The sequence below is a fragment of the Actinoallomurus soli genome (assembly GCF_024055715.1).
GTDB lineage: Bacteria > Actinomycetota > Actinomycetes > Streptosporangiales > Streptosporangiaceae > Actinoallomurus > Actinoallomurus soli.
Genome location: NZ_JAMXMV010000001.1, coordinates 250808 through 277149 on the forward strand (window position 1 = coordinate 250808; position 26342 = coordinate 277149).

Consider the following 26342-nt stretch of genomic DNA (forward strand, 5'->3'; position numbering starts at 1 on the left):
CGTACCGCCGCCGCGTACCAGGATCGGATCATGACCACCGTACTGATCACCGGATCCACCGCCGGGGTGGGACGGTATCTCGCCGGCCGCCTGGCCGAGCGGGGGATGACCGTTCTGCTGCACGGCCGTGACCAGGGCAAACTGGACAAGCTCGCCGCGGAGACCGGCGGCCGGCCGTACCTCGCCGATCTGTCCTCACTGGCGGAGGTGCGGGACCTGGCGGCCCGGGTCCGCGCCGACCTCGCCGCGGAGGAGGCCGGGCACCCGGAGGCCACCCGGCTGGACGTCCTGATCAACAATGCCGGCGTCGGCAGCGCCGGGGATCGCCGGATCACCGCGGACGGCCACGAACTGCACTGGGCCGTCAACTACCTCGCGCCCGTCCTTCTCACCCGTCTCCTGCTGCCGGCGCTCGGCCCGGGCTCCCGGATCGTCAACGAGGGTTCGCTCGGCCAGGACGCCATCGACTTCGACGACCTCACGATGGAACGCCGGTACACCGGAACCCTGGCCTACTGCCGCAGCAAAATGGCGCTCGCGGCGTGGAGCTTCGACCTGGCCGCGGAGCTGGACGGCATCGCGGTCAACTGCGTCCACCCGGCGACCTATATGGACACCGCCATGGTCCGCGAGGCGGGCATCACCCCATGGTCGACGGTGGAGGAGGGCGGTGACGCGGTCCTGCGGCTGGTCACCGATGAGACCGGGACGGGCCTGTTCTTCGACGGCATGACGCGGTCCACGGCGCACCGGGACGCGTACGACCCGAGCGTCCGCCGCCGGCTGCGCGAGGTCACCGACCATGCGCTGGCGGCGTTCGGCCGGCCGTGAACGTACGGGCGGAGCGCGAGGTCGGCTGGACGGTGCAGGGGCACGGCGGAACCCGTCACCGGGTGGCGCCGCGTCCGGTCAGCCGGGCAGCTGGCCGAGCGTGATCCGGGTGGTCGTCTTGGTGCCGTCGGGGTGCTGGACCACGACCGGGACGACCTGCCCGGGCCTGAGGACCGCGAGGACGTCGGACAGGTCCGAGGTGCTCGGCGTCTTGGTGCCGTTGAGCGACACGATGATGTCGTTGACGCGGATCCCGGCCTTGTCGGCGGGACCGTCCCTCGTCACCGACACCACGCCGACGCCGACGACGTTGCCCGACAGGTCGACGACGTCCCGGACCGTCACGCCCAGCGCCGCCCTGCCGGAGTTGGTCACCCGGCCCGACTTGATCAGCTGATCGGCGATCAGCTTGACCGTGTTGCTCGGGATCGCGAACCCGATCCCCGCGGCCGCGCCGCCGATCTGCGGGTCGGTGGCGGCCAGCGCCGGGATGCCGATGACCTCGTTCTGCAGCGTCACGAGCGCGCCACCGCTGTTGCCGGGGTTGATCGGCGCGCTGGTCTGCACGGCGCCCGCGATGGTCGCGCCGGGGAACGCTCCCTCGCGCTGGGAGGAGACCGTACGGCCCACCGCGGAGATGATGCCGCTCGTCACGCTGCCCGACAGGCCGAGCGGGTTGCCCATCGCCAGCACGATCTCGCCCACCGCCACCCGGCTGGAGTCGCCGAACCGCGCGGGCCGCAGCGACGCGCCGTTCACCCGGACGACGGCCAGGTCGTCCGGGGCGTACTGGCCGACGAGTGTCGCGGGAAGCGACTTCTTCCCGGTCGCCGTCGTCACCGTGAACCGGTTGGCCCCGGCCACGACGTGGGCGTTGGTGACGATGTCACCTCTGTTGTCATAGATGACACCGGACCCGAGCCCGGTGTCGGTGTCGATCTGCACGACCGAGGGCAGGACCGTCTTCACGACCCGCTCGTAGTCCTGCTCCAGCCGCAGCGCGGCGGTCTGGCCCGGCGGCCCGGGCGGCGTCGTGGTCGCGGCCGTGTTCGTCTTGTTCGCGTCGCCGCCTCCGCACCCGGCGACCAGGACGAGCGCGGTGATCATGGTGACGCCACATCGCGTCATGTGTCCCACACCACTGCTCTTCCCAGCCGGTCGGCGGGTGAAGCGGCACGACGCCCCGAGCACCGTCATGTCTCCGCCAGGGGCCCCGGGGGGACGGCTCGCCCGCCGGGCCCGGCGGAGCGCAGGGCCCGGCGGGCCGGTGGAGGGCTCGGGGCGGATGGCCGCTCGGGCCGGCGGGGTCAGCCGCCGTTGTGCTCGAGCCAGTGCGCCGCGAAGGACCCGGCCGAGGAGCGGACGCCGAGGATGACGATGCCCAGCGTGAGCAGCGGCGTGACCACCCACTTCTCCACCGTGCCGTTGGTGCTGCCCACCAGCGGGATCGCGAGGCGCCAGGGGACCGGCCAGAAGACGGGGCAGCCCTGCGGCGTGATGCCGTCGGTGACGACGTGCGCGAGGCAGCCGAGACCGACGGCGAACCCGGCCCACCCCAGCGTGAACCCGTGCGTGCCGAGGCCGGGCCCGGCGAAGTGCATGCCCGCCATGAGGAAGGTCAGGCCGCCGGCGATGGCGGCGTTGAGCAGCGCGTCGAAGTGCTCACGCTCCGGGACGCGGATCCCGATCCCCCGGAGTCCGAGGCCGATGATCAGGAACAGCATCACCCACCACGCCTGGACCAGGTGCTCCGACAGCCAGTCGGCGCCGAGGGCCATGCCGATACAGAACAGCAGCGAGTGGGTCGCGTGCCGGTGCCCGCCCGACACGACCGCGATGCCCTTGCACAGGGCGCGGGTGACCGGCCCGAACGTGTTGGCGATCGTGCCGTCGTGATGATCGAGGTCGGGCAGCAGCGCCGCTCCGGCGCAGACGACCGCTCCGGCCGCCATCTGACCGGGGGTCATCCGCATCCCGTAGTCGGCCAGGAACGGTACGGTCCCGAGCCAGGCCGCCGCCCCCGCCAGCGCATGCGTATGGCCCATCATGTGAAGATCACCCGCTTTGTTGCCACGCGCGGACTGTAGCCCGCTTCGGGATTAACGGACGCGCGACGCGCCGGTGCGGTTCCCGCGATCGACGCGAATCCGACCGACGCCTGAGAGGCCCATGACCCCGTACCCGGAAGGGTCCGGGAACGGGATCGATCCGTGCGGATCATGCGTCAGGCGGGCTCGGGCGCCGGCCGCCCGGCGGGCCGGTCCTCGATCCGCCCGAGGCGCACCGGCAGCGCCATGGGCCCGTAGGTGATGAGGGACGGCGTGTACGGGATGGCGGCCGGGTCCACCGCGAGGCGGAGCTCCGGGAACCGGCCGAACAGCGCCCGCAGGGCGATGCGGGCCTCCAGCCGGGCCAGCGGCGCCCCGATGCAGAAGTGCGGGCCGTGGCCGAACGCCAGGTGCCCGGTCTGCTCACGGGTGATGTCGAACCGGCCGGCGTCGTCGCCGTACCGCGCGGTGTCGGCGCCCAGGTGCGCGTAGCTCACCCAGAGCGCCTCGCCGGCGGGGATGTCGACCCCTTCGACGGTCGCGTCCGTCACGGTGTACCGGAAGGGCGACCCGATCACGGAACTGCGGTACCGCAGGGTCTCCTCCACGACCTCCGGCCACAGGTCACGGGAGAGGGCCAGCGCCCGCTGGTCCGGGTGGGCGCACAACGCCACGATCGCGTTGCCCAGCAGGTGGACGGTGGTCTCGTGGCCCGCGATGAGCATGACCCACAGGGCGCTGACCAGCTCGCCGTCCGACAGGCGGTCCTCTTCGTCGTGCGCCCGTACGAGGCCGGTGGTCAGGTCGTCGCCCGGGTCCCGGCGCTTGAGCTCCACCAGCGCGGCGAGGTAGGAGAGCAGCTCCTCGTGGGCCGTGGCCGCCTCCTCGCCCGTGCTCGTGTGCGAGAGGAGCGCGACGGTCCAGCCGCGCAGCCGGGCGCGGTCCGGGACGGGCACGCCGTACAGGTCGCAGATGACCGACATCGGCAGCGGCTCGTTGAACGCCGCGACCAGGTCGACCCCGTCACCCGCCTCCGCGATCTCCTCGATGAGCGCGGCGGTGATCTCGGCGATCCGCGGGGCCAACGCCTCGACCCGCGCGGCGGTGAAGGCCCGCGCGATCAGGCCCCGCAGCCGCCGGTGGTCGGCGCCGTCCTTCACCTGCAGGTGGTCCCCGGAGACCAGCGGCAGCATCGGCCAGTCCGGCGGTACCGCGCCGTCGCGGAGGGCGTTCCAGTGCCGGGGGTCACGGGAGAACACCTTGTTGTCCCGCGCGAGGAGGTCCGCGACCCCGGCGTAGCTGTTGATCGCCCACGCCGCCACGCCGCCGGGAAGCTCGATGGGGACGACCGGGCCGGCCTGCCGGAGCCGGTCGTAGGTGTCGAGGATCGGCTCTCCCGGCGTGGGGAAGAGAAAGCGGGAACCGCTCACGGAATGCCTCCAGACGCGTGCGTACGACCCGCCGTAGCGTAGATAGCCGCCGACCCGGAGGTGCGGCGCTCTCCGATCTTCGTCAGAATCGCCGTGGAGGCGGAGTTATCGCGCCCCCGGGCCGGGTCCGGGAGACGGTTCGGGAGGTCACGGCGCCGGAACCGGGATGAGACGCCAGTCGGCCTTCTCCTGGCGGTAGGGGGCGTCGAGACGCTTGGCGACCACGCCTGGCAGTCCTTGCTCGCGCGCCGCCGCCCGTACCGCCTCACCGTCGTCGAAGCAGGGCGCGGTCTGCCACCGCGGCCCGGCGAGGCCGAGTCCGTCGAGCAGCTCCCGCCGTCGCCGGTACGGCTCGTCGAGGAGCGTGCGACCGTCCAGATGCAGCAGGTCGAAGACCATGTACGTCTCGCCGCCGTCCACACCGGCGAGCTCGCCGTCGAGGACGACCCGGTGGGCGGAGATCGCCTCCCCGAGGCCGGACGGGGCCTTGGCGGGCCTCCCGTCGCCGTCCTGGGCGCGCATCGTGCCGCGGTCGGAGAAGACGATCAGCCGGCGGCCGCCCCAGGCGAACTCGAAGCCGTACGCGTCCGCGCGCCGGGGCAGACGCTCCCGCCGCTCCGGGCGCACCGGGTCGACGCGCTCGGGCATCGGCGCCGCGTCCGGGTCGACGGGCGGATCCATCCGGTGGATCATCCAGTTCTCACCGTGGGTCGGGAACAGGACGTACCGGCCTGAGACGCGACGCCCGTGCAGGACCACCTTGACCTCGCGGTCGGTCCACTTCTCCGTCTCGTACGTGCCACGGTCCCAGATGGTGACCTGGCCGCCGCCGTACTCGCCCTTCGGGATCTCCCCGGCGAAGGACGCGTACTCCAGCGGATGGTCCTCGGTGTGCACCGCGAGGTGGTTCGTCCGCGGATCGTCCGGCAGGCCCTTGGGCAGCGCCCAGGAGACGAGAACCCCGTCGCGTTCGAGCCGGAAGTCCCAGTGCAGCCGCCGCGCGTGGTGCTCCTGGACGACGAACGTGTCGTCGTCGCCCTGCGGGAGCGGCCCCTCGCCGGGGACCGGCTCCGGCGTGCGGCTCGCGTCGCGCTTCTGGCGGTACGTCCCGAGTCTGTCGGCCACGGCGCGGTACGTACCCGCGAGGGGGCCTATCTCACGGGAGAGTGAGGATCTCCGTGCCGGAGTCCGTGACGAGGATCGTGTGCTCGAACTGCGCGGTGCGCTTGCGGTCCTTGGTGACGACGGTCCACTTGTCCGGCCAGATCTCGTAGTCGATCGTGCCGAGCGTCAGCATCGGCTCGATCGTGAACGTCATGCCCGGCTCGATCACGGTCGTCGCGTGCGGGTCGTCGTAGTGCGGCACGATCAGCCCGGAGTGGAACGTCGTGCCGATGCCGTGCCCGGTGAAGTCGCGCACCACGCCGTAGCCGAACCTCTTGGCGTAGGACTCGATGACCCGGCCGATGACGTTCAGCTGCCGGCCAGGGCGGACCGCCTTGATGCCGCGCATCATCGCCTCGTGCGTGCGCTCCACGAGCAGGCGGGACTCCTCGTCCACCTCGCCGACCAGGAACGTCGCGTCCGTGTCGCCGTGCACGCCGTCCTTGAACGCGGTGATGTCGATGTTGATGATGTCGCCCTCGCGGACGACCGTGTCATCGGGGATGCCGTGGCAGATCACCTCGTTCAGCGAGGTGCACAGCGACTTGGGGAACCCGCGGTACCCCAGCGTCGAGGGGTACGCGCCGTGGTCGAGCATGAACTCGTGCCCGATCCGGTCCAGCTCGTCGGTCGTGACACCCGGCCGGATCTGCTTGCCGACCTCCTCCAGCGCCTGCGCGGCGATCCGCCCGGCCACCCGCATCTTCTCGATGATCTCGGGAGTCTTGACGTCCGGCTCTCCGGTCCGCGGGGTCTTCTTGCCGACGTACTCCGGCCGGGGGATCTCCGCGGGCACCTTGCGCATCGGGGAAACGTGACCGGGGTGGAGTTGCGTCGTCATGCTGTTGGAGTGTAGTCAGCCAGCCGGGGCACAGATGACTCCATGATCGGAGGTCGCGATGAGTGACGAGGGCAAGTGGTTCTTCTGTCTCAAGCACCAGCGGGTCGAGCACGGGCCCGGCTGCCCGGACCGGGATCGGATGGGCCCCTACGCCAGTGAGGACGAGGCGGCTCACGCCCTGCAGCGGGCCGCCGAGCGCAACGAGCAGTGGCGCCGCCAGGACGACGACTTCTAGACGCCGCCCATCAGGAGGACGGCGAGGTCCGCGAGGCGCCCGCGGAGGGCGACCGCCTCGTTGTCGAGACCGTTGCGGCACTTCCAGGCGCGCACGGCCTGGCAACGATCGGCAGGCAGGCCGCGGAGCACGCTCTGCACGGAGGCGGAGGCGTCACCGCGTGCCTTGGCCCACTGGTCGCGAAGGTCGATGGGAAGGCGCTCATCCAGGTCGATCGCCGGCAATGCCGCCAGCCAGCGCTGGAGGGTCTCCGCCAGGTGGCGCGGTGCTCGGGCACCGTCGACCACCTGGTCGGGGGTCCGACAGTCCTCGAGCCGAGCGAGTTGCCGAATGAGGCGCCCGGCTCCTGCGATCAATCGTTCCAGCTCCGGTTGAAGAGTTTCAGGGAGGAGATCGCCGACGTCCTCGGCGCGGTCCTTCCCGGAATCCTCGAGGCGGTCCTTCGGGGCCGCGTCCGGCAGGTCGGCCGAGTCCCCGCTGTCCGCGGTGGTCGATGCGCCCCGTGAAGGCGGCGTCGACTCGGCGTCCTCCTGCGGATCGTCGGAGTGCGGTACAGGGTCCGGGGGCCTCTGGTCCTTCGCAGGAAGGGCCGGGACGGTCGCAGCGCCGTCGTGAGGGCCCGGGCCGACCGGTTCGGGGAGCTCGGACGGGCGAAGACATCCTCGATTGTTCAAGAAGGCCTCGGCGGCCCGAGCGGCCAGACGGAAGAACCACCAGCACTGGTTCTCGTCGATACTCGAGTAGGACAAATACTTCAGTGCCTGTGCCTGCAGGGACAGCAGGTACTGATCCCGCCAGAGATCAGTTCTGCCGCCCAGTGCCGCATACGCGGTCTCGTAGACGTTCCTGATCGACTGGGAGATGTAGGGAGGTAGATCAGTGGTCTCACGATCCCTCGGATGCAGGAGGAGATGGATCAGGTCTCTAGCCTCTCCTCTCGTCAGCCGGTATCCAGGATTCGCCTCCTGCTGCTCGACGAACAACTGCAGTGCGATCGAGAGGGCCAGTGTTGCGATGTCGCGGCTCAGCGGCGCTGGTTCAATGGAGGCGGCCGGGTCGATCAGCCGCATGCTGCCAGCCTCGATGCCGCCGCTTTCGGTCCGCTGCACCACGACATTGTCCAGGTGAGCATCGCCGTGGGCATCTCCCATGAGGCATATGATCTTCTTGTCGCTGACGAGGGCACCGGCATTGGCCATCCTGACCGGATTCGGCAATGACCTGCCTTCTTCGGCCAAGGCGATCCAGTCAGCGTCCTCGGCGTTCACCCCCCATGCTTCGATCCGGCGGCGAGCGACCTCGTCGCAAAGCGCATCGCAGAGTTCCCACTGCAGATATTCGGCGACCGTCATACTGTCCGATGACGGTCGGAAACGTCTCCCGAGCGACTCGCCGTTCCACTCCGTCATGAGAATCTCGGTGAGAGTCCGGCAAAGAGCCGGGAGGTGAGCGTGACCGACATCGCGCAGTGTCACCGTCTTCGCGAGTTCCACGGTCACGGTCGAGAACAGCAAGTAGCGGTCCGGTTCGATTGGCACGCCGGGGTCTGACTGCGCGACGAGGAATCTCTGCGCGAAGTCGGGTCGATTGCGCTGGATCGTCGCGCGGCGGCGCGCCTCACCCAGCCCGTCTCTCCGGGCGCAGACCTTGATCATCACTGTCTCGCTTCCGCCGTCTGGCGTGCGCAGCAAGATGGCCAGCAGTTTCGCATCGGTGAATCGGCTCTTACGGGTCCACGGCACCGGCGGAACCTTCACCTGGCATCCAATGCCTTCGGCCCACGTGATCAGTACTCGGTAGACGGGTTCGTCCCCGCTGAGATAGGCGAGGAGTTCCGAGCGATCCGAATCAGGGTCCATCGCACCTCCGCGCTGAGGTCGCATGGGTCATCGCCTGCCTCGAATTAGTGATCTTGTCCAGGTGTCCGAGGGGCACATCCTGGCGAAGCGGGCGTAGATACCTGATATCACACCAACTAAGGGTATGACGACTGTGTCTCCTGGCATGGACGCTGACGACGCGATGCCGCACAGTGAGAGTTCCGCCAACGCCGATAGGAGCCTTGTGTGACACAGCCGAAGTCGTCGATTCCGCTCCGGCAGAACCAGGAACCGTCCCTGGAACTCCTTCGCGCGATGTCCGTCGCGCATGCCCGCGTTCGGCGACTCGAGGGGCTCCGCCTCACGGTTTCGACCGTCATCGCGGCGACCGGCCTCGTCGCGGCGTTCGCGGACCGCGTGGCCTCTGTCGTGACCGCCCTCGGCGTCCTCTGGGCGCTCGCGTACACCGCCGGCCTCTCGGGGTGGACGAATACCGAGACGCGCAGAGCGGCGGCTTTACAGGAGGAGTTCGACGTCCGTCTCTACGGGATTCCCTGGAACGAGGCCTTGGCCGGGGACCGAGTGAACGCCCACGACGTCAGCCGGCTCGCGAAGCGCTACCGCGGCGATGAGGGGGATCTGCGCGACTACTACGAAATTCCGGATCTGCCTCCCCCACTCGACGTACTCGCCTGCCAGATGCAGAACCTCGGCTGGGGAGCGCGGGTCCGGCGGCGTTACGGCCAGGCGGTCATCGTCGTGCTGGTGATCTGGGGACTCGCCGGGATCGGCATCGGGGTCGCGGCCGAGTTGACGCTCAGCGACCTTCTGACCCGCTGGTACGTTCCCTCGCTCGGAGCATTACTCCTCGGCATCGAGGCATTTCGCGGGCAGCGGGACGTGGTGGCCAGACGCGAGCGGGCGCTCGCCCTGGTCAAGTCGCGTGTCGCCCGGCTGAGGATCCCGTCGAAGAGCGTCCCCGGCACGACGGCCACAGCCGCGGACGACGATCTCGTTCTTCTCGCTCGGCAGGTGCAGGATGTCCTCCTGCTGACCAGGCAGGGCGCGCCGCGCGTGCCTGATTGGTTCTTCTCGAACTATCGGCAGGACGACCGTGCGGACTTCCAGGCCACGATGACCGAGTTGGTCACCGCCGTGAAGGAGAATCGCGCTGGATGACGGGATGCCTTAAGGTCCGTTCCCGGCGATGGCCGCTCGGGCTTGCGCGATGAAGGGGCGGTCCCCACAGGACTCGAAGGCCGCCAGGGCCGTGTAAAGATCCGCCATTCCTCCCGTCTCCTCGCCGGACGCGAGGCGGGCGCGGCCCAGCGCGAGTCTCGCCCGCGCCGCGCTCCAGAAGGCGCCCTGCCGGTCGAACTCCCGAGCCGCCTGCTCGAGCAGCGAGATGGACGCGCCGGGCGGCCCCTTGTGCCGAGCCTGTTCACCCTCGATGCGTCGCAGCTCGGCGTTCAGCGCCGGGAAATAAGGCTCGTCGGATGATGGGAGGAGCGCTCGGGCCTTTTTCAGCTGTTCTTTGCACTCTTCCCAATCGTCCTCGACCGCCAGCGCGTCGGCGAGCAGGATCCGGGCCCGGAGCTCACCGACCCTGTTCCCGCATCGCTGGTAGGCGAAGACGGCCTGGCCGACGTGGACCCTGGCGACGGCCACATGATCTTTCCACCCATCGCCGCGCGCCGCCGCCTCGCTCAGTCTGAGGGCCGCGATCTCGCAACAGGTGCGGGCGTGACGCCCTGCATCGTCCCTGCTCTTGGCGACGGCGTTGGCGAGCCATTGGTCGGTGCGCTCCCAGTCGTCTGCGCGCGCCGACGATGCGGCGTAAATCAGCAGGTCGTCCAGCGGCTGATCGGAGTCCGGAGTTGCTCCGAACTCGGCAGCGATGTCCGTCGACCACTGCTTCGGACGCGTCAGTGCGGCGTTCTCCGCCATCTGGACGGCGATACTGCGGATCAACTGCTGATCGCCTGCCTTCCGGGCCGCCTGCTGCGCGTACGTCAACTCCTCCTCGGCCGCCTCATGGCACCCCAGCCGTTGCCACGCCTGGCCGATGGCGTAGTGAGCTTTCGCCTGCCATAAGGGAAGCCGGGTCTTCTCGGCCAGTTCGTATGCGGAACCGAGGAGGTCGAACGCGTTGTCATAATCCTCGATCGCAGACAGGAAGAGACCATGGGCCAGCATCACCCGCACCGATGCCTCCGGACGACGGACCTCCTGTGCCGATCTATGCGCCAGTTCGAACGCGCGTTTCATCCTGGAGACGTCGGTTTCTGAGATTCCGCAACCGCGGAGCTTGGCGGCCACGCCCCAGCACACCTCGTGCGCACCCATCGCATGCGCTTCGTGCACCACTTCAACGAGCGTCTCCAGTTCCCAGCGGACCCAGCTGTCCGGGTCCTTGGCGACGCGTCTCTGCCACTGCGGTATGTCCGGCAGCCAGTGGGGAGAAGGCTGCCATGAGATCGACGGACGCTCGATGTCTCCGAGCTCGGAGAGCACCTCGGCGACCATGAGGGCCGATGTGCGATGAAGACGCTCGAGGATTACCTTCCTCTCTCCCCGAGGCACCATCTTGTCCATCTTGTCCTGCATGAACACTCGGACGAGCGGGTTGATCCTGTAGCGCGCGAAGTAGGCGGACTCCTGAGATCCCGCGCTCACGCCCATGCGGTCGGGCGGCATGGGGTCGACGAGGCCGGATGAACTGAGCCGGGTCACCAGGCTGACCGCTCGTTCGGCGTAGGCCCCTTCGGTATTCGTGTCCATGAGAGGCTGCAGGACCCAGGGGAGGAAGGTTCTGGTCCGCACGAGGGTCAACAGGGCCAGGGCCCTCTGCTCCTCTTTACGAAGGCCGTCGAACTCCGCGGCGACGTGTTGCCGCATCTCGAGGATGTCGAGCCATTCCGGCTTTTCTCGGACGGAGCGCCAAGTGGCGACCGCCCTGCTCAGGCCCTCGTACCCGACCTTCTCGCCGGCGGCGCGGAGAGCGGCGGGAACGCGCTCGCAATATTCGGTGACCGCGGCGACCAGATCGGCGGGCGGCGTCTTCTCTCCGGACAGATGCGCGCACAAGATGGCGGCGGCCTCCACCCCTTCGGGAATGTCCAGCCAGTAAGAGGACAAGCCCAGGGCGGGCTCCAGGTTCTGCCGGCTGGTGACGATCACGGCACATCCGGAACCGGACGGCAGTGCCTCCGACACCTGTTGATCATCTCGAGCCGCGTCGAACACGAAGAGCATTCGCTTGTTCATGGTGACGCTGCGGAAGGCGCCGATCGGGTCGCCGATGAAGGTCGCCGAGGAGATTCCCCGTGATGATCCGCGAATGGACTGGAGTAGTTTGGTGACGATCTCTCCAGGATCGCGCCGGTCGCTTGACTTTCCCATCTGTGCCAAGAATTGGCCGTCCGGGTACTGCGCTGCCAGCCGGTTGGCGAGCTCCTTCGCCAACGCGGTCTTCCCCGTTCCGGGCATGCCGTGAATCAGAATTATCACCGGTCCGCGCCTCATGCCGTCGGAACGCGCCTGTTCGTGTCGTTCGGCTAGCTCGTTGAGCTCTTTTTCGTGTCCGACGAGGGGAGGCATATTAGGCGGTATCTGATTCTTGGGCGGAAGTTCGCCCTGAGGTGCTGGAAGCAGCGCCATGGAGACGATGATCACGATGGAGACGACTGCGACGAAGGCGACGAGGCCCAGCCTCAGCGTCCTCGTTCCGAAGACGGCTAAGAGAACGAGGGTCACAACGATGATCGCCAATAGCAGCCATCGGGCTACTGTGCGTCGCGACCAGTGTGCGCGTTGTCCGGGCACTTGCCGTTCCTCATCCTGTTATTCGCGTTCGCCGGATCTATCGATTGCGCTCATCAAACGTCTGAGCGACGAATCAACACCGCCGGCCAGTTGACGCGCTCTCTCCTGATCGCCCGCCTCCATGAAGAGCGACCGGGCGAGTCCGCGCATCACCTGCGCCTGCTGCTGCTTCTTCGATTCGGCGTAGACGTTCGCGAGCAACCGGGTGGCGTCCCCTTCGGTCCAGGGGTCTCCGCAGCCACGGAACCACTCCGCCACCTCCTGGAGGATGAGCGCGGCCTCGCCGTAGCGATTCTGGTGGACCGCGACACGGCCGAGCACATGATTACACCGCGCGATGCCATATCGGTGCCGCATCTCCGTGAACGACGTAAGCGACTCTGCGGCGATCTTCTGGGCGGTGGGATAATCCTCTTGTGCCAGCGCTACCTCGGCGCTCCAGAAGTGCAGCTGAGCGGCCATCAATCGTTGCCCGTTCTTGCTTGCGACGGTGTGGCCTTCCGCTAGAACAGTGCGCGCCTCGGCGAACTCATCGAGGTAGTAACTGCTGACCCCGCGTGCCCACTCAACGATCGCCGGCTGCACTCCGTCTCGGGAATGGCGAAGTCGTTCGGCCTCCGCGCAGTCCTCCTTGGCAGAGCCGACCTCCTTGAGCATTCCCCATACCACCGCCCGCTCGGCGAGCACCCGTATGTACTCGGCGGGGTCGTCGGATGGACTGACGAGTTCGAGAGCGGAGTCGAGGCTCTGACGGGCACCGCGCAGGTCGCGCAGGCGGCGTTGAGCGTGTCCTAGGCATCGCAGGGCGCGGGCTTTCACGCGCCCGTTCGCCAACTCGCAGGCGCGCCTCGCCAGCCTCTCGGTCTGCGCGACGTCTCCGAGTTCGGCGGACACCTCGGCGAGCAGAACGCGGGCCAGGGCCTCCGCCTCGTTGTCATGGCCCTCACGGGCGATCGTCAGCGCGGTCTGCGCCTTACTCAGTGCCGCGCCCAGACGTCCTTGCTCGATCAGCGAGGTCGCCTGTTCCCGCACGTTGACGGTCGCGCGCTTGTGCTGAGCGTCGCGGACCCGCTGCGTCCTGGCGATGCGTTCCGGCCCGTCCTCGATCTCCGCGAGATGGGCTGCGTACTCCCGCACGGGGTCGGGCGCCACGTACAGCAATTCGGCGGACGGTTCGGTGCTGTGCCGTTCGACCAATCGCGCGTCCGCCAGCCGGGCCGCGAGTACGTGGGCATCGCCTTCTTCGATGCCCGCTGCTTCCGCGAGCATCCATGGCGCGAAGACGGGCTGTTCGAAAGATGCGATGCAGCGGAAGGCGATACGTTCACCTTCGGAAAGGAGCCCGTAACTCGCGGCGAGCGGCTGTGGCCTCGAGTCATGGGCGGTGGCGACCCGCAGGGCGTGTTCGACCGTCACGGGCTCCCACTGCGGCCGATAGGCCAGCGCGGTGGCGACGCCACGTAGCGCGAATGGCAGGCCCGCGCAGCGCGCTGCCAACTCTGAGAGCACGTCGTCCTCTCGCCGCGTTAACTGTTTCAGCAGTGCGACGGACTCGTTCTCGGACAACCTTTGGAGCTCGCAGAGGCCCTCACCCGCCATGGGAGGGTCCGTGGGTGGCTCTCGGGACGTCAGGATCACCGCGCACCGCGGCCCTGCGGGGAAGAGATCCTCAACCTTGTGCGCGCGCGGGACGTCGTCGAGGACGACGAGGACCTTGCGATTCTTGGTGAGGTTACGGTAGGCGACCAGCAGAGCGGCCGGATCGAAGTTTACTTCCTCCTCCGGCCCCTGTAGGGCCGCGATGAAGTGGGCGAGGACCTTATTGATCCGGTGTTGTAGTTCATCCGGACTGTCAGGGGTGTCCGGCCCGTCGAGCTGGGCGAACAGCTGACCGCCGGGAAATTCGTTCGCGACCCGATGGCCCAGGACGACCGCCAGCGTCGTCTTCCCGATTCCGCCCTCGCCGTGGACGGTCACTACGGCGGGTCCAGGGCGGTCTGGATCACGCGTGAGGATTCCCGTCAGCCTCTCGAGCTCCGCCGCACGTCCGACGAAATGGGCCGGCGGGGGAGGCAGCTCGAATGGCTTGAGCATTCTCCTCGAATCCCGCAGCCGGGAGCGCTCGTCTACCACCACAGACCAGAACATGGCCGCGGCCAGCAGTGGCAGGCTCGCACCGGCGGCCACGCGCAGGAGACCCGCTGTCCCTACGAGGGCACACGCCGAACACACTGTCAACAGGAGGATTCCGAACTGTAACCTACTGCTGGCTCGTAGCATTCCGCCCCCAGATTGACCAGCGGGACATGCCTATAGTGCCCTGCTTTCCGGCATCTGTCAGCAGAAGCGCTGAGTCGATCTCTGGGAGGCCTGTCGTGTCTCTCCATATGCGGTTACGGGGGTTGAATCGCCGGGGAGCGCCTGCACGGAGTGGACATTAGGAAATCGGAATTTTCGTAATCCCGTATCAGCGGATCGCATCGGTCGGCGCGGACCCCGACCTGGCGGCGCCGCAGGTCTTCAGGGGACGGTGGGGCCGCTGATCGTGTCCAGGAGGCGGGCCAGGCGGACGCGCAGGCCGCGTCTCGGCTGGGGCTCTCCGGCGGCGGCGCTGACGAGGTGCTGGGCGGCGTCGAACGACACGAGCCGGTCGTCGGCCGGCACCGTCAGCGCCTCGTGCGCGAGGCCCTCCAGCTCGCGGTCGCCCGTGTCGACCGCGAGGATCGTCGCGCCGACGCGGCGCGCGTCGTCCACCCGCTCCAGCAGCGGCGCGGGCGACTCGTCCTCCTCGGACACGACGATGAGCGTCTCGCCGCGCCGGGCCGCCTCCAGGCGCTCCAGCCCGACCCGCAGGTGCGGCGGAGCGCCCGGCGGGGGCTCCCAGCGCACCAGCGTCGGCGTCAGCTCGGGCAGGCCGCCGAGCCGGCTCTCGTCGTCCAGGTGCGCGGCCAGGTGCCACGGCTCGTCGTCGGGCGGGCCGAAGACGAGCAGGCCGCCCGGCGTCCGGGCGGACGAACGCAGCGCACGGGCGAACTCCCGCGTCCGCTCCGGCCAGCCGGTCGTCGCGAGCAGCTCCCGCAGAGCCGCCACCTGACTCGCGTCCATGGCGTCCATCGTGCCGCACGGATCGTGAGATCACGTGCACTTTGTTAGGTGTCGGCGATCTCAGGTAGGTATTGCCCATGGAGATTCTGGGGGTCGACATCGGCGGGTCCGGCATCAAGGGCGCGCCGGTCGACGTGGAAAAGGGCGAGTTCACCCGCGACCGGCTGCGCCTTCCCACTCCGGACGGCGCGCAGCCCCGGGACGTGGCGGGGGCCGTCGCGCAGGTCGTCTCGCACTTCCGCTGGACGGGGCCGGTGGGCGTCACCTTCCCGGGCGTGGTCACCGACGGCGTCGTCCGTACGGCGGCCAACCTCGGCGACGCCTGGATCGACCTGGCCGCGCGCGACCTGTTCGCGGAGGCGAGCGGGGCGCCCGTGACGCTGCTGAACGATGCCGACGCGGCGGGAGTCGCGGAGATGACCTTCGGCGTGGGACGCGGCCGGCCGGGCACGGTCCTCATGCTCACGCTCGGCACCGGGGTCGGCAGCGCCCTGTTCCTCGACGGCAGGCTCGTGCCGAACACCGAGCTCGGGCACATCGAGATCCGCGGCAAGGACGCCGAGCGACGCGCCTCCGCGCACGCCCGTGAGGTCCACGACTGGAGCTGGCACGACTGGGCCAGGCGGCTGGGGGAGTACCTCCAGCGGATCGAGGACCTGCTGTGGCCCTCGCTGATCATCCTGGGTGGCGGCGTCAGCAAGAAGGCCGACCACTTCGTGCCCCTGCTGAAGGACGTCCGGACTCCGGTCGTCCCCGCCGAGCTGCACAACGACGCGGGCATCATCGGCGCCGCCATGGCCGCGGTACCCGGCACGGGACGGTCCTGAGGAGACCTGGCAGGATCGTTCACTATGAGCACTCAGCACGCGGAGCTGCCCGACGTCAGCGGTCTGTCCATCGGCATCCTGGGCGGCACCGGCGACCAGGGGAAGGGATTGGCGCGCCGGTTCGCCCTCGCCGGTCACGAGGTGATCATCGGGTCGCGCAAGGCCGAACGCGCCCAGCAGGCCGCCGAGAGCCTCGGGGACGGCCTGACCGTCCGGGGCGCGGAGAACGCCGCCGTCGCCCGTCAGGCCGACCTCGTCATCGTGGCCGTGCCGTACGACGGTCACAAGGCGCTCCTGGAGTCCCTCCGCGAGGAGCTGGCCGGCAAGATCGTGGTCGACTGCGTCAACCCGCTCGGCTTCGACAAGCGGGGCGCCTACGCGCTGCCCGTCGAGGAGGGCAGCGCCGCCCAGCAGGCCGCGGCCGCCCTGCCCGACAGCACCGTGGTCGCGGCCTTCCACCACGTCTCGGCCGTGACGCTCCTCGACCCCGCCGTCGACGAGGTCGACCTCGACGTCCTCGTCCTGGGCGACGACCGGGAGGCCACGGACACCGTGCAGGCCCTCGCCGGCCGGATCGGCGGCGTGCGCGGCGTCTACGGCGGGCGGCTCCGCAACGCCTGCCAGGTCGAGGCGCTGACCGCCAACCTGATCTCCATCAACCGGCGGTACAAGGCCCACGCGGGCCTGCGGGTCACGGACGTATGAGGTTCGTCGTCTACGGCGCGGGCGCGGTCGGCGGCGTCATCGGAGCCCGGCTGTTCCAGCACGGGCACGATGTGACGCTCATCGCCCGTGGCGCGCACTACGAGGCCCTACGCGACCGGGGACTGCGCCTCGACACTCCGGAGGAGAGCGTCACCCTGCCGGTCCCGGTGGCCGACCGGCCGTCGAAGGTGGCCTTCCGGCCCGATGACGTCGTCCTGCTGGCGATGAAGACGCAGGACACCCTGCCGGCGCTGGCCGAGCTGGCGGCCGTCGCACCGCCGGACGTCGTCATCGCCTGCGCCCAGAACGGCGTGGAGAACGAACGCCTCGCCCTCCGCCGGTTCCCCCGCGTGTACGGCGTCTGCGTCCTGCTGCCGTCGGCGTTCCTCGAACCCGGCGTCGTCGAGGCCTACACCGTCGCCAAGACGGGCGGCCTGGACGTCGGCCGGTATCCCGGGGGCGTGGACGGCACGGCGGAGTCCCTCGCAGCGGCCTTCGCGGGCGCGACCTTCGTGTCAGAGGCACGGCCGGACGTCATGCGCTACAAGTACGGCAAGCTCCTGATGAATCTGGGCAACGCCGTCGAGGCGGTCATCGGGCCCGGCGAGCGGGGCGCGGACATCGCCCGGCTCGCCCGGGACGAGGGTGAGGCGTGCCTGCGCGCTGCGGGCATCGACGTACTCGGCGGAGGGGGCATGCCGTTCCAGATCCGTCCGATCCGCGGGCGCGAGCGCGGCGGCGGCTCGTCCTACCAGAGCCTGCGCCGGGGGACCGGCACCATCGAGGCCGACTACCTGAACGGTGAGATCGTCCTTCTGGGCCGCGAACACGGCGTGCCGACCCCGGTCAACGACCTGCTGCGGCGGCTGGCGAACCGGATGGCCCACGAGGGCCTGCGACCCGGCCTGATGACGCCGGAGGAGTTCCTGGCCGCGCTGGACGGGCCCGCGCCGGAATGACCGCACGACCGCGCGGCGCCCCGGTCCGGGCGGACGACCTCGGCGTCCCGTTCGATCCCGTTCGATCCCGTTCGGGACGTCCGCCGCGTGGTGTCCCTCGTGCCGTCCCTCACCGAGGCGATCGCGCGTACGGCCCCGGGCCTGCTGGTGGGCGCCACCGACTGGTGCGTGCAGCCGCCGGGCCTCGGGGTCGCGCGCGTCGGCGGCACGAAGAACCCCGACGTGGGCCGCGTCGTCGAACTCGCGCCGGATCTGGTCGTGGCCAACTTCGAGGAGAACCGCCCGGCCGACCTGGACGCGCTGCGCGCGGCGGGGGTGCCCGTCTGGGTGACCGTGATCCGTACGCTCCCGGAGGCGCTGACGAGCCTCGAACGGATGCTCGCCGCGTGCGGCCAGGACCCGCCCGGCTGGCTCGCCGACGCCCGTACGACGTGGGCGGACGTCCTCGGCCCGCCTCCGCCGCCCGAGGTGAGGGCGGTGGTCCCGATCTGGCGGCGGCCCTGGATGGTGCTCGGCCGGGACACCTTCGCCGGCGACCTCCTCGCGCGGCTCGGCGTCGCCAACCTGTACGCGCACGCCGATGAGCGGTATCCGAAGGTCACCGTCGCGGAGATGCTGGGCCGGCGGCCGGACCTGGTCGTCCTGCCGGACGAGCCGTACGCCTTCTCCGCGACCGACGGGCCGGAGATGTTCCCCGGGGTTCCGGTGGCGCTGGTGAGCGGCCGGCACCTGGAGTGGTACGGGCCGTCGCTCACCGAGGCGCGGCGGGTCCTCGGCGCGAGGCTGCCGCGCTCCGGCCCCGCCTCCAGTCCACGGCCATGATCGTACGGGCGGCGGCGAGCGGCGTCAGCCCGGCGCACACCTTCTTCCTCAGCGCGTTCTCGACCTCGTCCTTGTCGGCGGCGGTGCCCCCGCCGGCGTCGTACCGGGGCTCCGGCCACAGGTTGCGCGGATCGCGCGGCGCCCCGCCGAGCTCCAGCGGGATGAGGTGGTCCTCCTCGTAGTTCGCCGGGTTCGTGTCGGAATAGCCGTACTCGGCGATCTGTCGCGCCTTGAGCGCGTTCGTGTACGCGACCGGCGGCCGTACGGTCCTGGTCCACCCGGCGACGCAGATCGTCGAGCCGATGGTCTCCTGCGTGACGTCCGGGTTGATCGCGCCGGGCTGACAGGCCGGATCGGGCAGCGGCAGGTACGCCTGAGAACAGATCCCGGGAGCGGTGCCCCTGGTGGGGGCGGCCACCGCGGTGGGAACGGCGGTCGCGCCGAGAGCGGTGGTCGCGGACAGGACGATGACGAAGACGCGCGGCATGGGAGTGCCCTTCGGAAAGCGGGGGTTCGCCCCGCCATCCGGGTACTCGTCCCTGACGGCTCGGACCGGTCGTCGGTTGTGGCGTTACGAGGGAGCGGAGATCATCTACCCGTGCCGGACGATCTTCAAAACGCGGCCGATGGAGGCGCCGGCGGCACGGCGGCGCCTGCCTCCAGCGCGGCGAAGGCGGCCAGCACGGCGGCGCGGTCGTGGCCGGTGTCCAGCAGCAGGTGCATGAGGACGCGCGCCTTCAGCGGGTCGAGGCGGGTGACCGCCGACCCGGCGGGCGGCGCGGCGGGGGAGTGCAGGACGACCGGGATCCGGGCGGCCGTCTCGGAGACGGCCGGAAGAAGCGCGGCGAGGGCGGCCTGCCCCGCACGGGAGGCCACGATCAGTCCGTCACAGTCGTCGGCGAGCGTCCGCAGCAACCGGCCGTCGTCGCCGAGCGCGACGACGTGGAGCCCGACGCGCGGCGGCCGTCCCGCGAACGGACCGCGCACCGTGAACCTCTCGGGCGGCCGCCGCACCAGCCGGGGGATCCCGCCGATCACCTGGCCCAGCGGCCCCGCGTCCGGCGAGGCGAACGCCGGAGCCGCGATCCCGGTCGCCGTGACGTGGCGGGCCGCGTGGATCTCCCCGCGCGCCACGACCGCGCAGCCGAGCCGCTGCGGCCCGGCGGCCGCGACGGCGATGGCGTCCGCCAGGTCGGCCGGACTGCCCGAGGCGGCGACGAAGACGAGGCGCGCGTCTCCCTCATGGAGGAGTTCCAGTGCCCAGGCGGTCTCGGCGAGCGTCTCAGCGGGGTGCACGATCACGGCGCCGATCGCCCCGTCGCCGATCGCCCGGCCGACCACACGGGCCAGTTCGCCGACCCCGGCGAAGGTGGAGACGGGACCGGCGGCCGGGCGGCGCTCCACCCTGACCCCGTTCGGCGGCGACGGCACGGCACCGGTGACCGGCGCGGACCCCTCGGGCGCGAAGACGACGACGAGGCGGGGCGGGGCCTCCGGCCGGGCGCCGGACGGACCGTCGCCGGCCCCCTCACCGGCCGGGCCCGTGCCGGTCGCGGGGGGAACCGAGGGCGTGGTCGCCGGCGGGGCGGCGGGACCGGGCGGCACCGGCGGCGACGGCTCGGCGTCCGCCGCGCGCGCCGGGAGGGCGACCTGCCACGACGGCGGGATGGGCCATGGCGGCGGGCTCAGGGGGGCGGTCATCCCTCGGCATCCTTCGGCGTCACGCGGCGCCGAAGGCGTCCGCCTCATGATCAGACGACGGACGAAACCTAGTGCATCACAGGGCTTCGCGGGGGGAGTTGCCGCGAATCCACGTCATGACCGTTCAGGCGGGGAGGTGGTGGGCCTCGCCGGGCCAGGCGCCGTCGACGTCGTCCTCCTGGCCGGGCAGCTCCAGCTCGCACCAGACGACCTTGCCGTCGCCCGAGGGGCGGGCGCCCCAGCGTTTGGCGAGCCGGTGCACGACCTGCAGACCGCGGCCGCCCTCGTCGTCGTCGGCGGCCTGGCGGGCCCGGGGCAGCGCGTCGGAGTCGTCCCGCACCTCACAGACCAGCGTCCGGTCGCGCAGCAGCCGTAGCTCGATGTCGCCCGAGGCGTAGCGCAGCGCGTTGGTCACCAGCTCCGACACCGCGAGCTCGGTGCTGAAGGACAGCTCCGCGCAGTCCCAGCGTTCGAGCGTCTCGCGGACACGGACCCGGGCCTCCCGTACCGCGGACGGCAGGGCGGGCAGCCGCCAGGACACGACGTGGCCGGCGGGCAGGCGGCGCAGGCGGGCGATGAGCACCGCGATGTCGTCGCGGTCGTGGTCGGCGTAGGCGCTGTCGAGGGTGGCCTTGGCCAGCTCCTCCAGCGGCCGGAACAGCGCGTCCGCGCCGAACAGCCCCTGCAGGCGGGACAGGCCGTCGTCGATGTCCTGGCCGCGGTTCTCCACGAGCCCGTCGGTGTAGAGGACGAGGACGCTGCCGTCCCCGATCGTGAACGTGCGGGTCTCGATCATCCCTTCGCCGACGCCGAGCGGCGGGGCGGGCGGGACGTCGAGGAACTCGCTGGTGCCGTTGGGGCGCAGCAGCAACGGCGGCAGGTGCCCCGCCGAGGCGATCTCGCAGGTGCCGTCGGTCGCGTCGTACACGGCGTACACGCAGGTGGCGAAGGCCGGCTCTCGTTCGCCGATCTCGCGCATCAGCGCGTCGAGCTGCTGCAGGCCGTCCGCGGGGGAGAGCTCGAGGTTGACGATGGTCCGCAGGGCGGTGCGCAGGCGGCCCATCGTGACGGCGGCGCGCACGCCGTGACCGGCGACGTCGCCGACGATGAGCGCGACGCGGCCGCCGGGCAGCGCGATCGACTCGTACCAGTCGCCGCCGACCTCGATCAGCTGGTTGCCCGGCAGGTAGCGGTGCCGGACCGCGACGCTGGACGGCGCGGTCAGGCCGGTGGGCAGCATGCTGCGCTGGAGGGTGAGAGCGGTCGCGCGCTCGCGGCTGTAGTGGCGGGCGTTGTCGATGTAGAGCGCGGCGCGGGCGGCGAACTCCATCCCGAGCTCGACGTCGTACGCGTCGAACGCCCGGTGGGCCGAGTTGCGCGTGCAGACGACGAACCCCAGCGTCGTGCCCCGCGCGATGAGCGGCAGCACGACCATGGAGGTGTCGGCGAGGAGCCGGGCGACGGGCTTGCGCCGCCACAGCCGGGCCGTCCGCTTGGCGACCTTCCCGTCGAGGTGGGGCACCAGCACCGGCTCGCCGGTGGCCATGCAGCGGGTGTACGGGGTGTCGGGCGGGTAGGTGAGGACCTCGCCGGTCGGGAAGGCGGCGTTCCACCGGGGGTCGGACTCGTCTGAGGCGAGCGCGACCCGGCGCAGCACCGTGGTGCCGTCCGCCGCGATCGAGGGCTGCTCGTCGGCGGCGACGATGGCCTCCTGGATGAGGACGCCCGCGGAGTTGCAGAAGTGGGGGACGACGACGTCGGCGAGCTCGCGGGCCATCTGGTCGAGGTCGAGCGTGGCGCCGATCCGTACGAGCGCGTCGTCCAGCATCGCCCGGCGCATCAGGGCCGGGTCGGTGAAGCGTTCGAGGTCCGTCACGGCGACCCGGATCATCATCAGGTCGACGGGGTCGCCGGCGGTCGTGTGCATCGGCTGGACGGTGACGACGGCGTTGGGCGCCGGGCCGTCCGTGGCGCGAAGGCCGAGGACGGCCGTCCGTTCGTGGCGGTCGGCGAGGGCGTCGAGGAGCCCGGCCAGGGCCTCCTTGCCCTCGTCGGTGAACAGGCCGGTCACGTCCGTGCCGACGATCTCCTCGGGGGAGCGGCCCAGCACGCCGGAGGAGTTCTGCCCGCACTGGAGGACCCGGCCGCCCCGGCCGATGCCGAGCACCAGGGTCCTCGCCGAAGAATCGGCCATCCGCCGGAGTCCTTCCTGTGGACCGTCTTCCCCCGGAGTAAAAGTATGACCAAAGCCGCTCCAAGGAGGAAGATCATTGCCGCGCCGGTTCAGCGTGGCGCGAGACCCGCCAGGAGGGCGTCGACGACCCGCTCCGAGAAGTCCTCCGGGACCGGGCCCGCGTCGGCGGCCCGCGTCCGGTGGGTGATCGACCCCGTGAGCATCCACAGGGTCAGCTCGACGTCCAGGTCGGGGCGCAGCTCTCCGGTGGCGACGCCCCGCCGCAGCACCTCCCGCATGACCTCGCGCCGGGGCTCGATGATCTCGCGGGTGAACCGGCCCATCAGCTCCGGATAGCGTTCGGCGCTGCCGGAGACGCTCCAGTAGCAGTCCACCCGTTTCTTGTCGCTCTTGTCGGCGACGAAGGCGCGGGCCAGGGCGATCAGGTCCTCGCGGACCGACTCGCCGCGCGGCTCGGGCAGCGGCTCCTTCAACGCGGCGAGCGCATCGATGATGAGCGCCTCCTTGTTGGGCCACCGGCGGTAGATCGTCGTCTTGCCGACGCCCGCGCGCGCGGCCACCGCCTCGATGGAGACGCCCGCCACCCCGCCCTCCTCGGCGAGGAGGTCCAGGGTGGCGTCGACGATCGCCTTGTCCGCGCGCTCGCTGCGCGGCCGCCCGGGCGGCCGCGCGGAGCACGGTTCAGTGGTGTGCGTCATGACGCTTCACCGTCTCACACCTCGACGGCTTCGCGCTGTTCGACCTGGGGAATTTCGGGCTCGGCCGCCGGCCGGCCCGGCATCCACTTCAGGACGACGAGCGCTCCGAGGAAGGCCACCGCGGCGGAGACGGCGGAGGTGATGTGCATCGCGTGGACGAACGAGTCGTGCGCCGGCGGGAGGAGCGCCCGGCCCGCCGTTCCGAGCTTCTCCGCCACCCCGGTGGTGGCGCCGATGTCCGATCCGGCGACGGAGCGCAGCCCCTGGGGCAGCGCGGTCAGGTGCGGCTTCATGCCGTTCCGGTAGATCGAGGCGACCAGGGATCCCAGCAGGGCGGTGCCGAGCGCGACCGAGACCTGACGGGCGATGTTGTTGATGGCCGAGCCGGACCCGGCCTGCTCCCGCGGCAGCACCGACATGACGGCGGTGGTGGCCGGGGTCATCACCAGGGCCATGCCCGCGCCCTGCACGAAGAACGTGATCTCCAGGGTCCAGATCGGGTTGTGGACCGCGGCGAAGTGGTAGCTGAGCAGGGCGAGCGCGACCATCGTCAGCCCGGTCGCGGCGACCGGCCGCGCGCCGTATCGGGCGACGAGCCCGGCGCTGCGCGGGGAGAAGATCATCTGGCCGGCGGCCAGCGGCAGCGTGAGCAGGCCCGCCTGGAGCGGGGTGTAGCCGCGGACGTCCTGCAGGTACAGCGAGATGAACAGGAAGACGCCGCCGAGCGCGAAGAAGACCAGCGCGATGGCGCCGACGGACGCCGACAGCCGGCCGTCGCGGAACAGCCGCACGTTGAGGGACGGGTGCGCGATGCGCGACTCGTACCAGACGAACACTGCGAGCAGCACGACTCCGGCGAGCACGGAGCCGTACACGGTCGGCGCGGTCACGGTCGCCTTGTCGCCGCCCTCGATGATCCCGTAGGTGAGCAGGATCAGGCCGGCGATCGACAGGAGCACGCCACCGAAGTCGATCTTCGCGCGGATCGGGTTCCGGGACTCGGGAACGAGGAGCGCGATGCCGATCACGCCGGCGGCGACGACCGGGACGTTGATGAGGAAGACCGAGCCCCACCAGAAGTGGTCGAGGAGCAGACCGCCGGTGATGGGGCCGATGGCGACGCCGATGCCGACGGCGCCGGCCCACAGGCCGATGGCGCGGGCGCGCTCCTGCGGCTCGAAGACGTTCGTGATGATCGACAGGGTCTGCGGCATGACCGCCGCGCCGCCGAAGCCCATCGCCGCGCGGGCGAGGATCAGCTGGTCGGGGGTCTGTGCCAGCGAGGACAGCAGCGAGGCCAGGCCGAACAGCGTCATGCCGATCATCAGCATGCGCTTGCGGCCGATCCGGTCGCCGAGCACGCCGAACGTGAACAGCAGGCCGGCGAACACGAGCGTGTAGGAGTTGATGGCCCACTCGAGCTGGCCCTGGGTGGCGCCGAGGCCGTCGCGCGGGTCCGCGATCGTCTTCAGGGCGACGTTGAGGATCGTGTTGTCGAGCACGATGACGAGCAGGCTGACGATGAGGACGCCGAGGATGCTCCAGCGTCTCCTCTGAATGGTCTGGGGATCCATGAGGCCCTTCGAAGAGGAATAGATACGAGTCCGTGTCGTTTCTTAACGAAGCACAGCCTAGGACGGATTATTCCGATACGCAACCGTACCGTTTCGGAACTCGCCGGGAAGGTCAGGGCTGTACGACTTGTTGACCTCGTGGGATCATCGATCTCGTCCGGGGACGCCACCGTGGCGCCTCGAGGCAGGAGGTTTCCCATGTCTGTTTCGACCAGTCGGCCGACCACCCTGTACGGCGGCCAGACCGCACGCCGCGTGACCGTACGCGACATCGCGGCGGCCAAGGAGCGCGGCGAGAAGTGGCCCATGCTCACCGCGTACGACGCGCTCACCGCGCGGGTCTTCGACGACGCCGGGATCCCGGTGCTGCTCGTCGGCGACTCCGCCGGGATGGTGGTCTTCGGCCACGAGTCCACGATCCCCGTCACCGTCGACGACCTCATCCCGCTGACCGCGGCGGTCGTGCGCGGCACCTCCCGCGCCATGGTCGTCGCCGACCTGCCGTTCGGCGCGTACCAGGCCGGCGTGGCCGAGGCCCTGCACACCGGCGCGCGGTTCCTCAAGGAGGCCGGTGCGCACGCGGTCAAGCTCGAGGGCGGCCGGCGGGTGCTCCCGCAGGTGGAGGCGCTGGTCGCGGCGGGCATCCCCGTCATGGCGCACCTCGGCCTCACGCCGCAGTCCGTGAACGCCTTCGGTGGCTACCGCGTCCAGGGACGCGGTGAGGACGGCGAGCGCCTCATGGCCGACGCCAAGGACCTCGAGGCGGCCGGAGCCTTCTCCGTCGTGCTCGAATGCGTGCCCACCGAACTCGCCGACCGCGTCACCGCCGCGCTGTCCATCCCGACGATCGGCATCGGCGCGGGCCCCGGCACCGACGCGCAGGTGCTCGTGTGGCAGGACATGGCCGGCCTCACCCCGCACACCGCCAAGTTCGTCAAGAAGTACGCCGACGTGGCCGGCGTGCTGCGCGGCGCCGTCGAGGAGTTCGCCGCGGAGGTCGTCTCGGGCGTCTTCCCCGGCCCCGAACACGGCTACCGCTGACCCGCACCGGCCCACCACGCCGCCCGCCCCGCCCACCGGGCCGGGCGGCGCGGACCCGGGCCGTGTGGAGCCGTGCGGCGTGGGGTCGGACCGCGTGAGGTCGGCCGGCGAGGATCCAACCGGGCCCCACACGCCGCTGAGCCATTCAGCCGATCGCCCAGCCGCTGTGCCGCCGCTGTGCCGTCAGCCCAGCCGCTGTACTGCTGCCCGGCCTGCTGTGCCGCCGGTTCGGCCACGGTGCCGCTGTTCTGCCCGCTGTGCCGCTGTTCGTGACCTCAGATAAGTGGCGAGTCGGTCATTCATCGTCACTGCTGACGGCAAAGAGACCGCAGCGACGGCTAGGAGGCGACAGCGGCGGCGCTGTGACGACGGCGACGGCGCGGGTGTCGCGGGGCCGGATGCGGCGGGGCGGACGGGAGCTTCGGGTCGCCCGCCGCGGGCGCGCTGTCTCTCCCGCCCAGGAAAGACATCTATCCCTCTCCACTCAGGAATAGGTTCCTGTCTCTCCCATGGGGAGGGGGC

General features: G+C 70.5%; 22 protein-coding genes. 8 read left to right on the forward strand and 14 right to left on the reverse strand.

What is annotated here, in order from left to right:
* Window positions 1-30 precede the first annotated feature (30 nt).
* Window positions 31-831: an SDR family NAD(P)-dependent oxidoreductase gene (locus tag NDW01_RS01185; protein WP_252815722.1), complete on the forward strand. Its 801-nt coding sequence runs from the start codon at window positions 31-33 to the stop codon at window positions 829-831.
* Window positions 832-909: 78 nt separating this feature from the next.
* Here the strand turns inward: NDW01_RS01185 and NDW01_RS01190 are convergent, their stop codons facing one another.
* From NDW01_RS01190 to map, 5 genes are all read right to left on the reverse strand, one after another.
* On the reverse strand, window positions 910-1959 hold the full coding sequence (locus tag NDW01_RS01190) for a S1C family serine protease (protein WP_252815724.1): 1050 nt from the start codon (window positions 1957-1959) through the stop codon (window positions 910-912).
* 179 nt (window positions 1960-2138) lie between these two features.
* Window positions 2139-2876: a metal-dependent hydrolase gene (locus NDW01_RS01195; RefSeq protein ID WP_252782739.1), complete on the reverse strand. Its 738-nt coding sequence runs from the start codon at window positions 2874-2876 to the stop codon at window positions 2139-2141.
* A 179-nt stretch (window positions 2877-3055) separates the two neighbouring features.
* The gene (locus tag NDW01_RS43650; protein WP_252815726.1) at window positions 3056-4309 is read right to left on the reverse strand and encodes a cytochrome P450 family protein; all 1254 of its coding nucleotides are present in this window, start codon (window positions 4307-4309) and stop codon (window positions 3056-3058) included.
* 147 nt (window positions 4310-4456) lie between these two features.
* Window positions 4457-5434, reverse strand: coding sequence for a DNA polymerase ligase N-terminal domain-containing protein (locus NDW01_RS43655; RefSeq protein ID WP_252815728.1), 978 nt, complete (start codon window positions 5432-5434; stop codon window positions 4457-4459).
* A 31-nt stretch (window positions 5435-5465) separates the two neighbouring features.
* Window positions 5466-6314: a type I methionyl aminopeptidase gene (gene map / locus NDW01_RS01210; RefSeq protein ID WP_252815730.1), complete on the reverse strand. Its 849-nt coding sequence runs from the start codon at window positions 6312-6314 to the stop codon at window positions 5466-5468.
* Between the two features lie 58 nt (window positions 6315-6372).
* On the opposite strand from map, the gene NDW01_RS01215 reads away from it, so the two are divergent.
* Window positions 6373-6549, forward strand: coding sequence for a hypothetical protein (locus NDW01_RS01215; RefSeq protein ID WP_252782743.1), 177 nt, complete (start codon window positions 6373-6375; stop codon window positions 6547-6549).
* On the opposite strand, the gene NDW01_RS01220 is transcribed toward NDW01_RS01215, so the two are convergent.
* Window positions 6546-8408 carry a hypothetical protein gene (locus NDW01_RS01220; RefSeq protein WP_252815732.1) on the reverse strand — a complete coding sequence of 621 codons (1863 nt, stop codon included), beginning with the start codon at window positions 8406-8408 and terminating at the stop codon, window positions 6546-6548. The genes NDW01_RS01215 and NDW01_RS01220 overlap by 4 nt on opposite strands.
* A gap of 207 nt (window positions 8409-8615) precedes the next feature.
* On the opposite strand from NDW01_RS01220, the gene NDW01_RS01225 reads away from it, so the two are divergent.
* Window positions 8616-9548 carry an S-4TM family putative pore-forming effector gene (locus NDW01_RS01225; RefSeq protein WP_252815735.1) on the forward strand — a complete coding sequence of 311 codons (933 nt, stop codon included), beginning with the start codon at window positions 8616-8618 and terminating at the stop codon, window positions 9546-9548.
* A gap of 9 nt (window positions 9549-9557) precedes the next feature.
* Here the strand turns inward: NDW01_RS01225 and NDW01_RS01230 are convergent, their stop codons facing one another.
* From NDW01_RS01230 to NDW01_RS01240, 3 genes are all read right to left on the reverse strand, one after another.
* Window positions 9558-12140, reverse strand: a complete 2583-nt coding sequence (locus NDW01_RS01230; RefSeq protein ID WP_252815738.1) for an NB-ARC domain-containing protein — start codon at window positions 12138-12140, stop codon at window positions 9558-9560.
* A 72-nt stretch (window positions 12141-12212) separates the two neighbouring features.
* Window positions 12213-14288, reverse strand: a complete 2076-nt coding sequence (locus NDW01_RS01235; protein ID WP_252815741.1) for an NB-ARC domain-containing protein — start codon at window positions 14286-14288, stop codon at window positions 12213-12215.
* 426 nt (window positions 14289-14714) lie between these two features.
* Window positions 14715-15299, reverse strand: a complete 585-nt coding sequence (locus NDW01_RS01240; RefSeq protein ID WP_252815743.1) for a hypothetical protein — start codon at window positions 15297-15299, stop codon at window positions 14715-14717.
* Between the two features lie 77 nt (window positions 15300-15376).
* Here NDW01_RS01240 and ppgK point away from each other — a divergent pair, with 77 nt between their 5' ends.
* The 4 genes from ppgK to NDW01_RS01260 all read left to right on the forward strand — a co-directional run bounded on the left by ppgK (window position 15377) and on the right by NDW01_RS01260 (window position 18612).
* Window positions 15377-16126, forward strand: a complete 750-nt coding sequence (ppgK, locus tag NDW01_RS01245) for a polyphosphate--glucose phosphotransferase (RefSeq protein ID WP_252815745.1) — start codon at window positions 15377-15379, stop codon at window positions 16124-16126.
* Window positions 16127-16150: 24 nt separating this feature from the next.
* The gene (gene npdG / locus NDW01_RS01250; RefSeq protein WP_252815747.1) at window positions 16151-16831 is read left to right on the forward strand and encodes an NADPH-dependent F420 reductase; all 681 of its coding nucleotides are present in this window, start codon (window positions 16151-16153) and stop codon (window positions 16829-16831) included.
* Window positions 16828-17790: a ketopantoate reductase family protein gene (locus tag NDW01_RS01255; RefSeq protein ID WP_252815749.1), complete on the forward strand. Its 963-nt coding sequence runs from the start codon at window positions 16828-16830 to the stop codon at window positions 17788-17790. Before npdG ends, NDW01_RS01255 begins: the two co-directional genes overlap by 4 nt.
* 99 nt (window positions 17791-17889) lie before the next feature.
* A complete protein-coding gene (locus NDW01_RS01260; RefSeq protein ID WP_252815751.1) occupies window positions 17890-18612 on the forward strand; it encodes a helical backbone metal receptor in 723 nt (240 codons plus the stop codon).
* Here the strand turns inward: NDW01_RS01260 and NDW01_RS01265 are convergent.
* The 5 genes from NDW01_RS01265 to NDW01_RS01285 form a co-directional block, all read right to left on the reverse strand.
* Window positions 18542-19099 (reverse strand): hypothetical protein, encoded by a 558-nt coding sequence (locus tag NDW01_RS01265; protein ID WP_252815753.1) that lies wholly within the window; start codon window positions 19097-19099, stop codon window positions 18542-18544. The two genes, NDW01_RS01260 and NDW01_RS01265, sit on opposite strands and share 71 nt — an antisense overlap.
* Window positions 19100-19224: 125 nt before the next feature.
* On the reverse strand, window positions 19225-20313 hold the full coding sequence (locus tag NDW01_RS01270; RefSeq protein ID WP_252815755.1) for an asparaginase domain-containing protein: 1089 nt from the start codon (window positions 20311-20313) through the stop codon (window positions 19225-19227).
* A 124-nt stretch (window positions 20314-20437) separates the two neighbouring features.
* On the reverse strand, window positions 20438-22507 hold the full coding sequence (locus NDW01_RS01275; protein ID WP_252815757.1) for an ATP-binding SpoIIE family protein phosphatase: 2070 nt from the start codon (window positions 22505-22507) through the stop codon (window positions 20438-20440).
* 89 nt (window positions 22508-22596) lie between these two features.
* Window positions 22597-23205, reverse strand: a complete 609-nt coding sequence (locus NDW01_RS01280) for a TetR/AcrR family transcriptional regulator (protein WP_252815759.1) — start codon at window positions 23203-23205, stop codon at window positions 22597-22599.
* Window positions 23206-23219: 14 nt separating this feature from the next.
* Complete coding sequence (locus tag NDW01_RS01285) at window positions 23220-24779, reverse strand: MFS transporter (RefSeq protein ID WP_252815761.1); 1560 nt, start codon at window positions 24777-24779, stop codon at window positions 23220-23222.
* A gap of 198 nt (window positions 24780-24977) precedes the next feature.
* Between NDW01_RS01285 and panB the strand changes: the two genes are divergently transcribed.
* Window positions 24978-25820 carry a 3-methyl-2-oxobutanoate hydroxymethyltransferase gene (panB, locus tag NDW01_RS01290; protein ID WP_252815763.1) on the forward strand — a complete coding sequence of 281 codons (843 nt, stop codon included), beginning with the start codon at window positions 24978-24980 and terminating at the stop codon, window positions 25818-25820.
* Window positions 25821-26342: the final 522 nt, after the last annotated feature.

Bases quoted from the DNA above. Each gene is read 5' to 3' on its own strand.
- NDW01_RS01185 (WP_252815722.1), top strand. From the start codon at position 31: ATGACCACCGTACTGATCACCGGATCCACCGCCGGGGTGGGACGGTAT.
- NDW01_RS01190 (WP_252815724.1), bottom strand. From the start codon at position 1,959: ATGACGCGATGTGGCGTCACCATGATCACCGCGCTCGTCCTGGTCGCC.
- NDW01_RS01195 (WP_252782739.1), bottom strand. From the start codon at position 2,876: ATGGGCCATACGCATGCGCTGGCGGGGGCGGCGGCCTGGCTCGGGACC.
- map (WP_252815730.1), bottom strand. From the start codon at position 6,314: ATGACGACGCAACTCCACCCCGGTCACGTTTCCCCGATGCGCAAGGTG.
- NDW01_RS01215 (WP_252782743.1), top strand. From the start codon at position 6,373: ATGAGTGACGAGGGCAAGTGGTTCTTCTGTCTCAAGCACCAGCGGGTC.
- NDW01_RS01220 (WP_252815732.1), bottom strand. From the start codon at position 8,408: ATGGACCCTGATTCGGATCGCTCGGAACTCCTCGCCTATCTCAGCGGG.
- NDW01_RS01235 (WP_252815741.1), bottom strand. From the start codon at position 14,288: ATGCTCAAGCCATTCGAGCTGCCTCCCCCGCCGGCCCATTTCGTCGGA.
- NDW01_RS01240 (WP_252815743.1), bottom strand. From the start codon at position 15,299: ATGGACGCGAGTCAGGTGGCGGCTCTGCGGGAGCTGCTCGCGACGACC.
- ppgK (WP_252815745.1), top strand. From the start codon at position 15,377: ATGGAGATTCTGGGGGTCGACATCGGCGGGTCCGGCATCAAGGGCGCG.
- npdG (WP_252815747.1), top strand. From the start codon at position 16,151: ATGAGCACTCAGCACGCGGAGCTGCCCGACGTCAGCGGTCTGTCCATC.
- NDW01_RS01255 (WP_252815749.1), top strand. From the start codon at position 16,828: ATGAGGTTCGTCGTCTACGGCGCGGGCGCGGTCGGCGGCGTCATCGGA.
- NDW01_RS01265 (WP_252815753.1), bottom strand. From the start codon at position 19,099: ATGCCGCGCGTCTTCGTCATCGTCCTGTCCGCGACCACCGCTCTCGGC.
- NDW01_RS01270 (WP_252815755.1), bottom strand. From the start codon at position 20,313: ATGACCGCCCCCCTGAGCCCGCCGCCATGGCCCATCCCGCCGTCGTGG.
- NDW01_RS01275 (WP_252815757.1), bottom strand. From the start codon at position 22,507: ATGGCCGATTCTTCGGCGAGGACCCTGGTGCTCGGCATCGGCCGGGGC.
- NDW01_RS01280 (WP_252815759.1), bottom strand. From the start codon at position 23,205: ATGACGCACACCACTGAACCGTGCTCCGCGCGGCCGCCCGGGCGGCCG.
- NDW01_RS01285 (WP_252815761.1), bottom strand. From the start codon at position 24,779: ATGGATCCCCAGACCATTCAGAGGAGACGCTGGAGCATCCTCGGCGTC.
- panB (WP_252815763.1), top strand. From the start codon at position 24,978: ATGTCTGTTTCGACCAGTCGGCCGACCACCCTGTACGGCGGCCAGACC.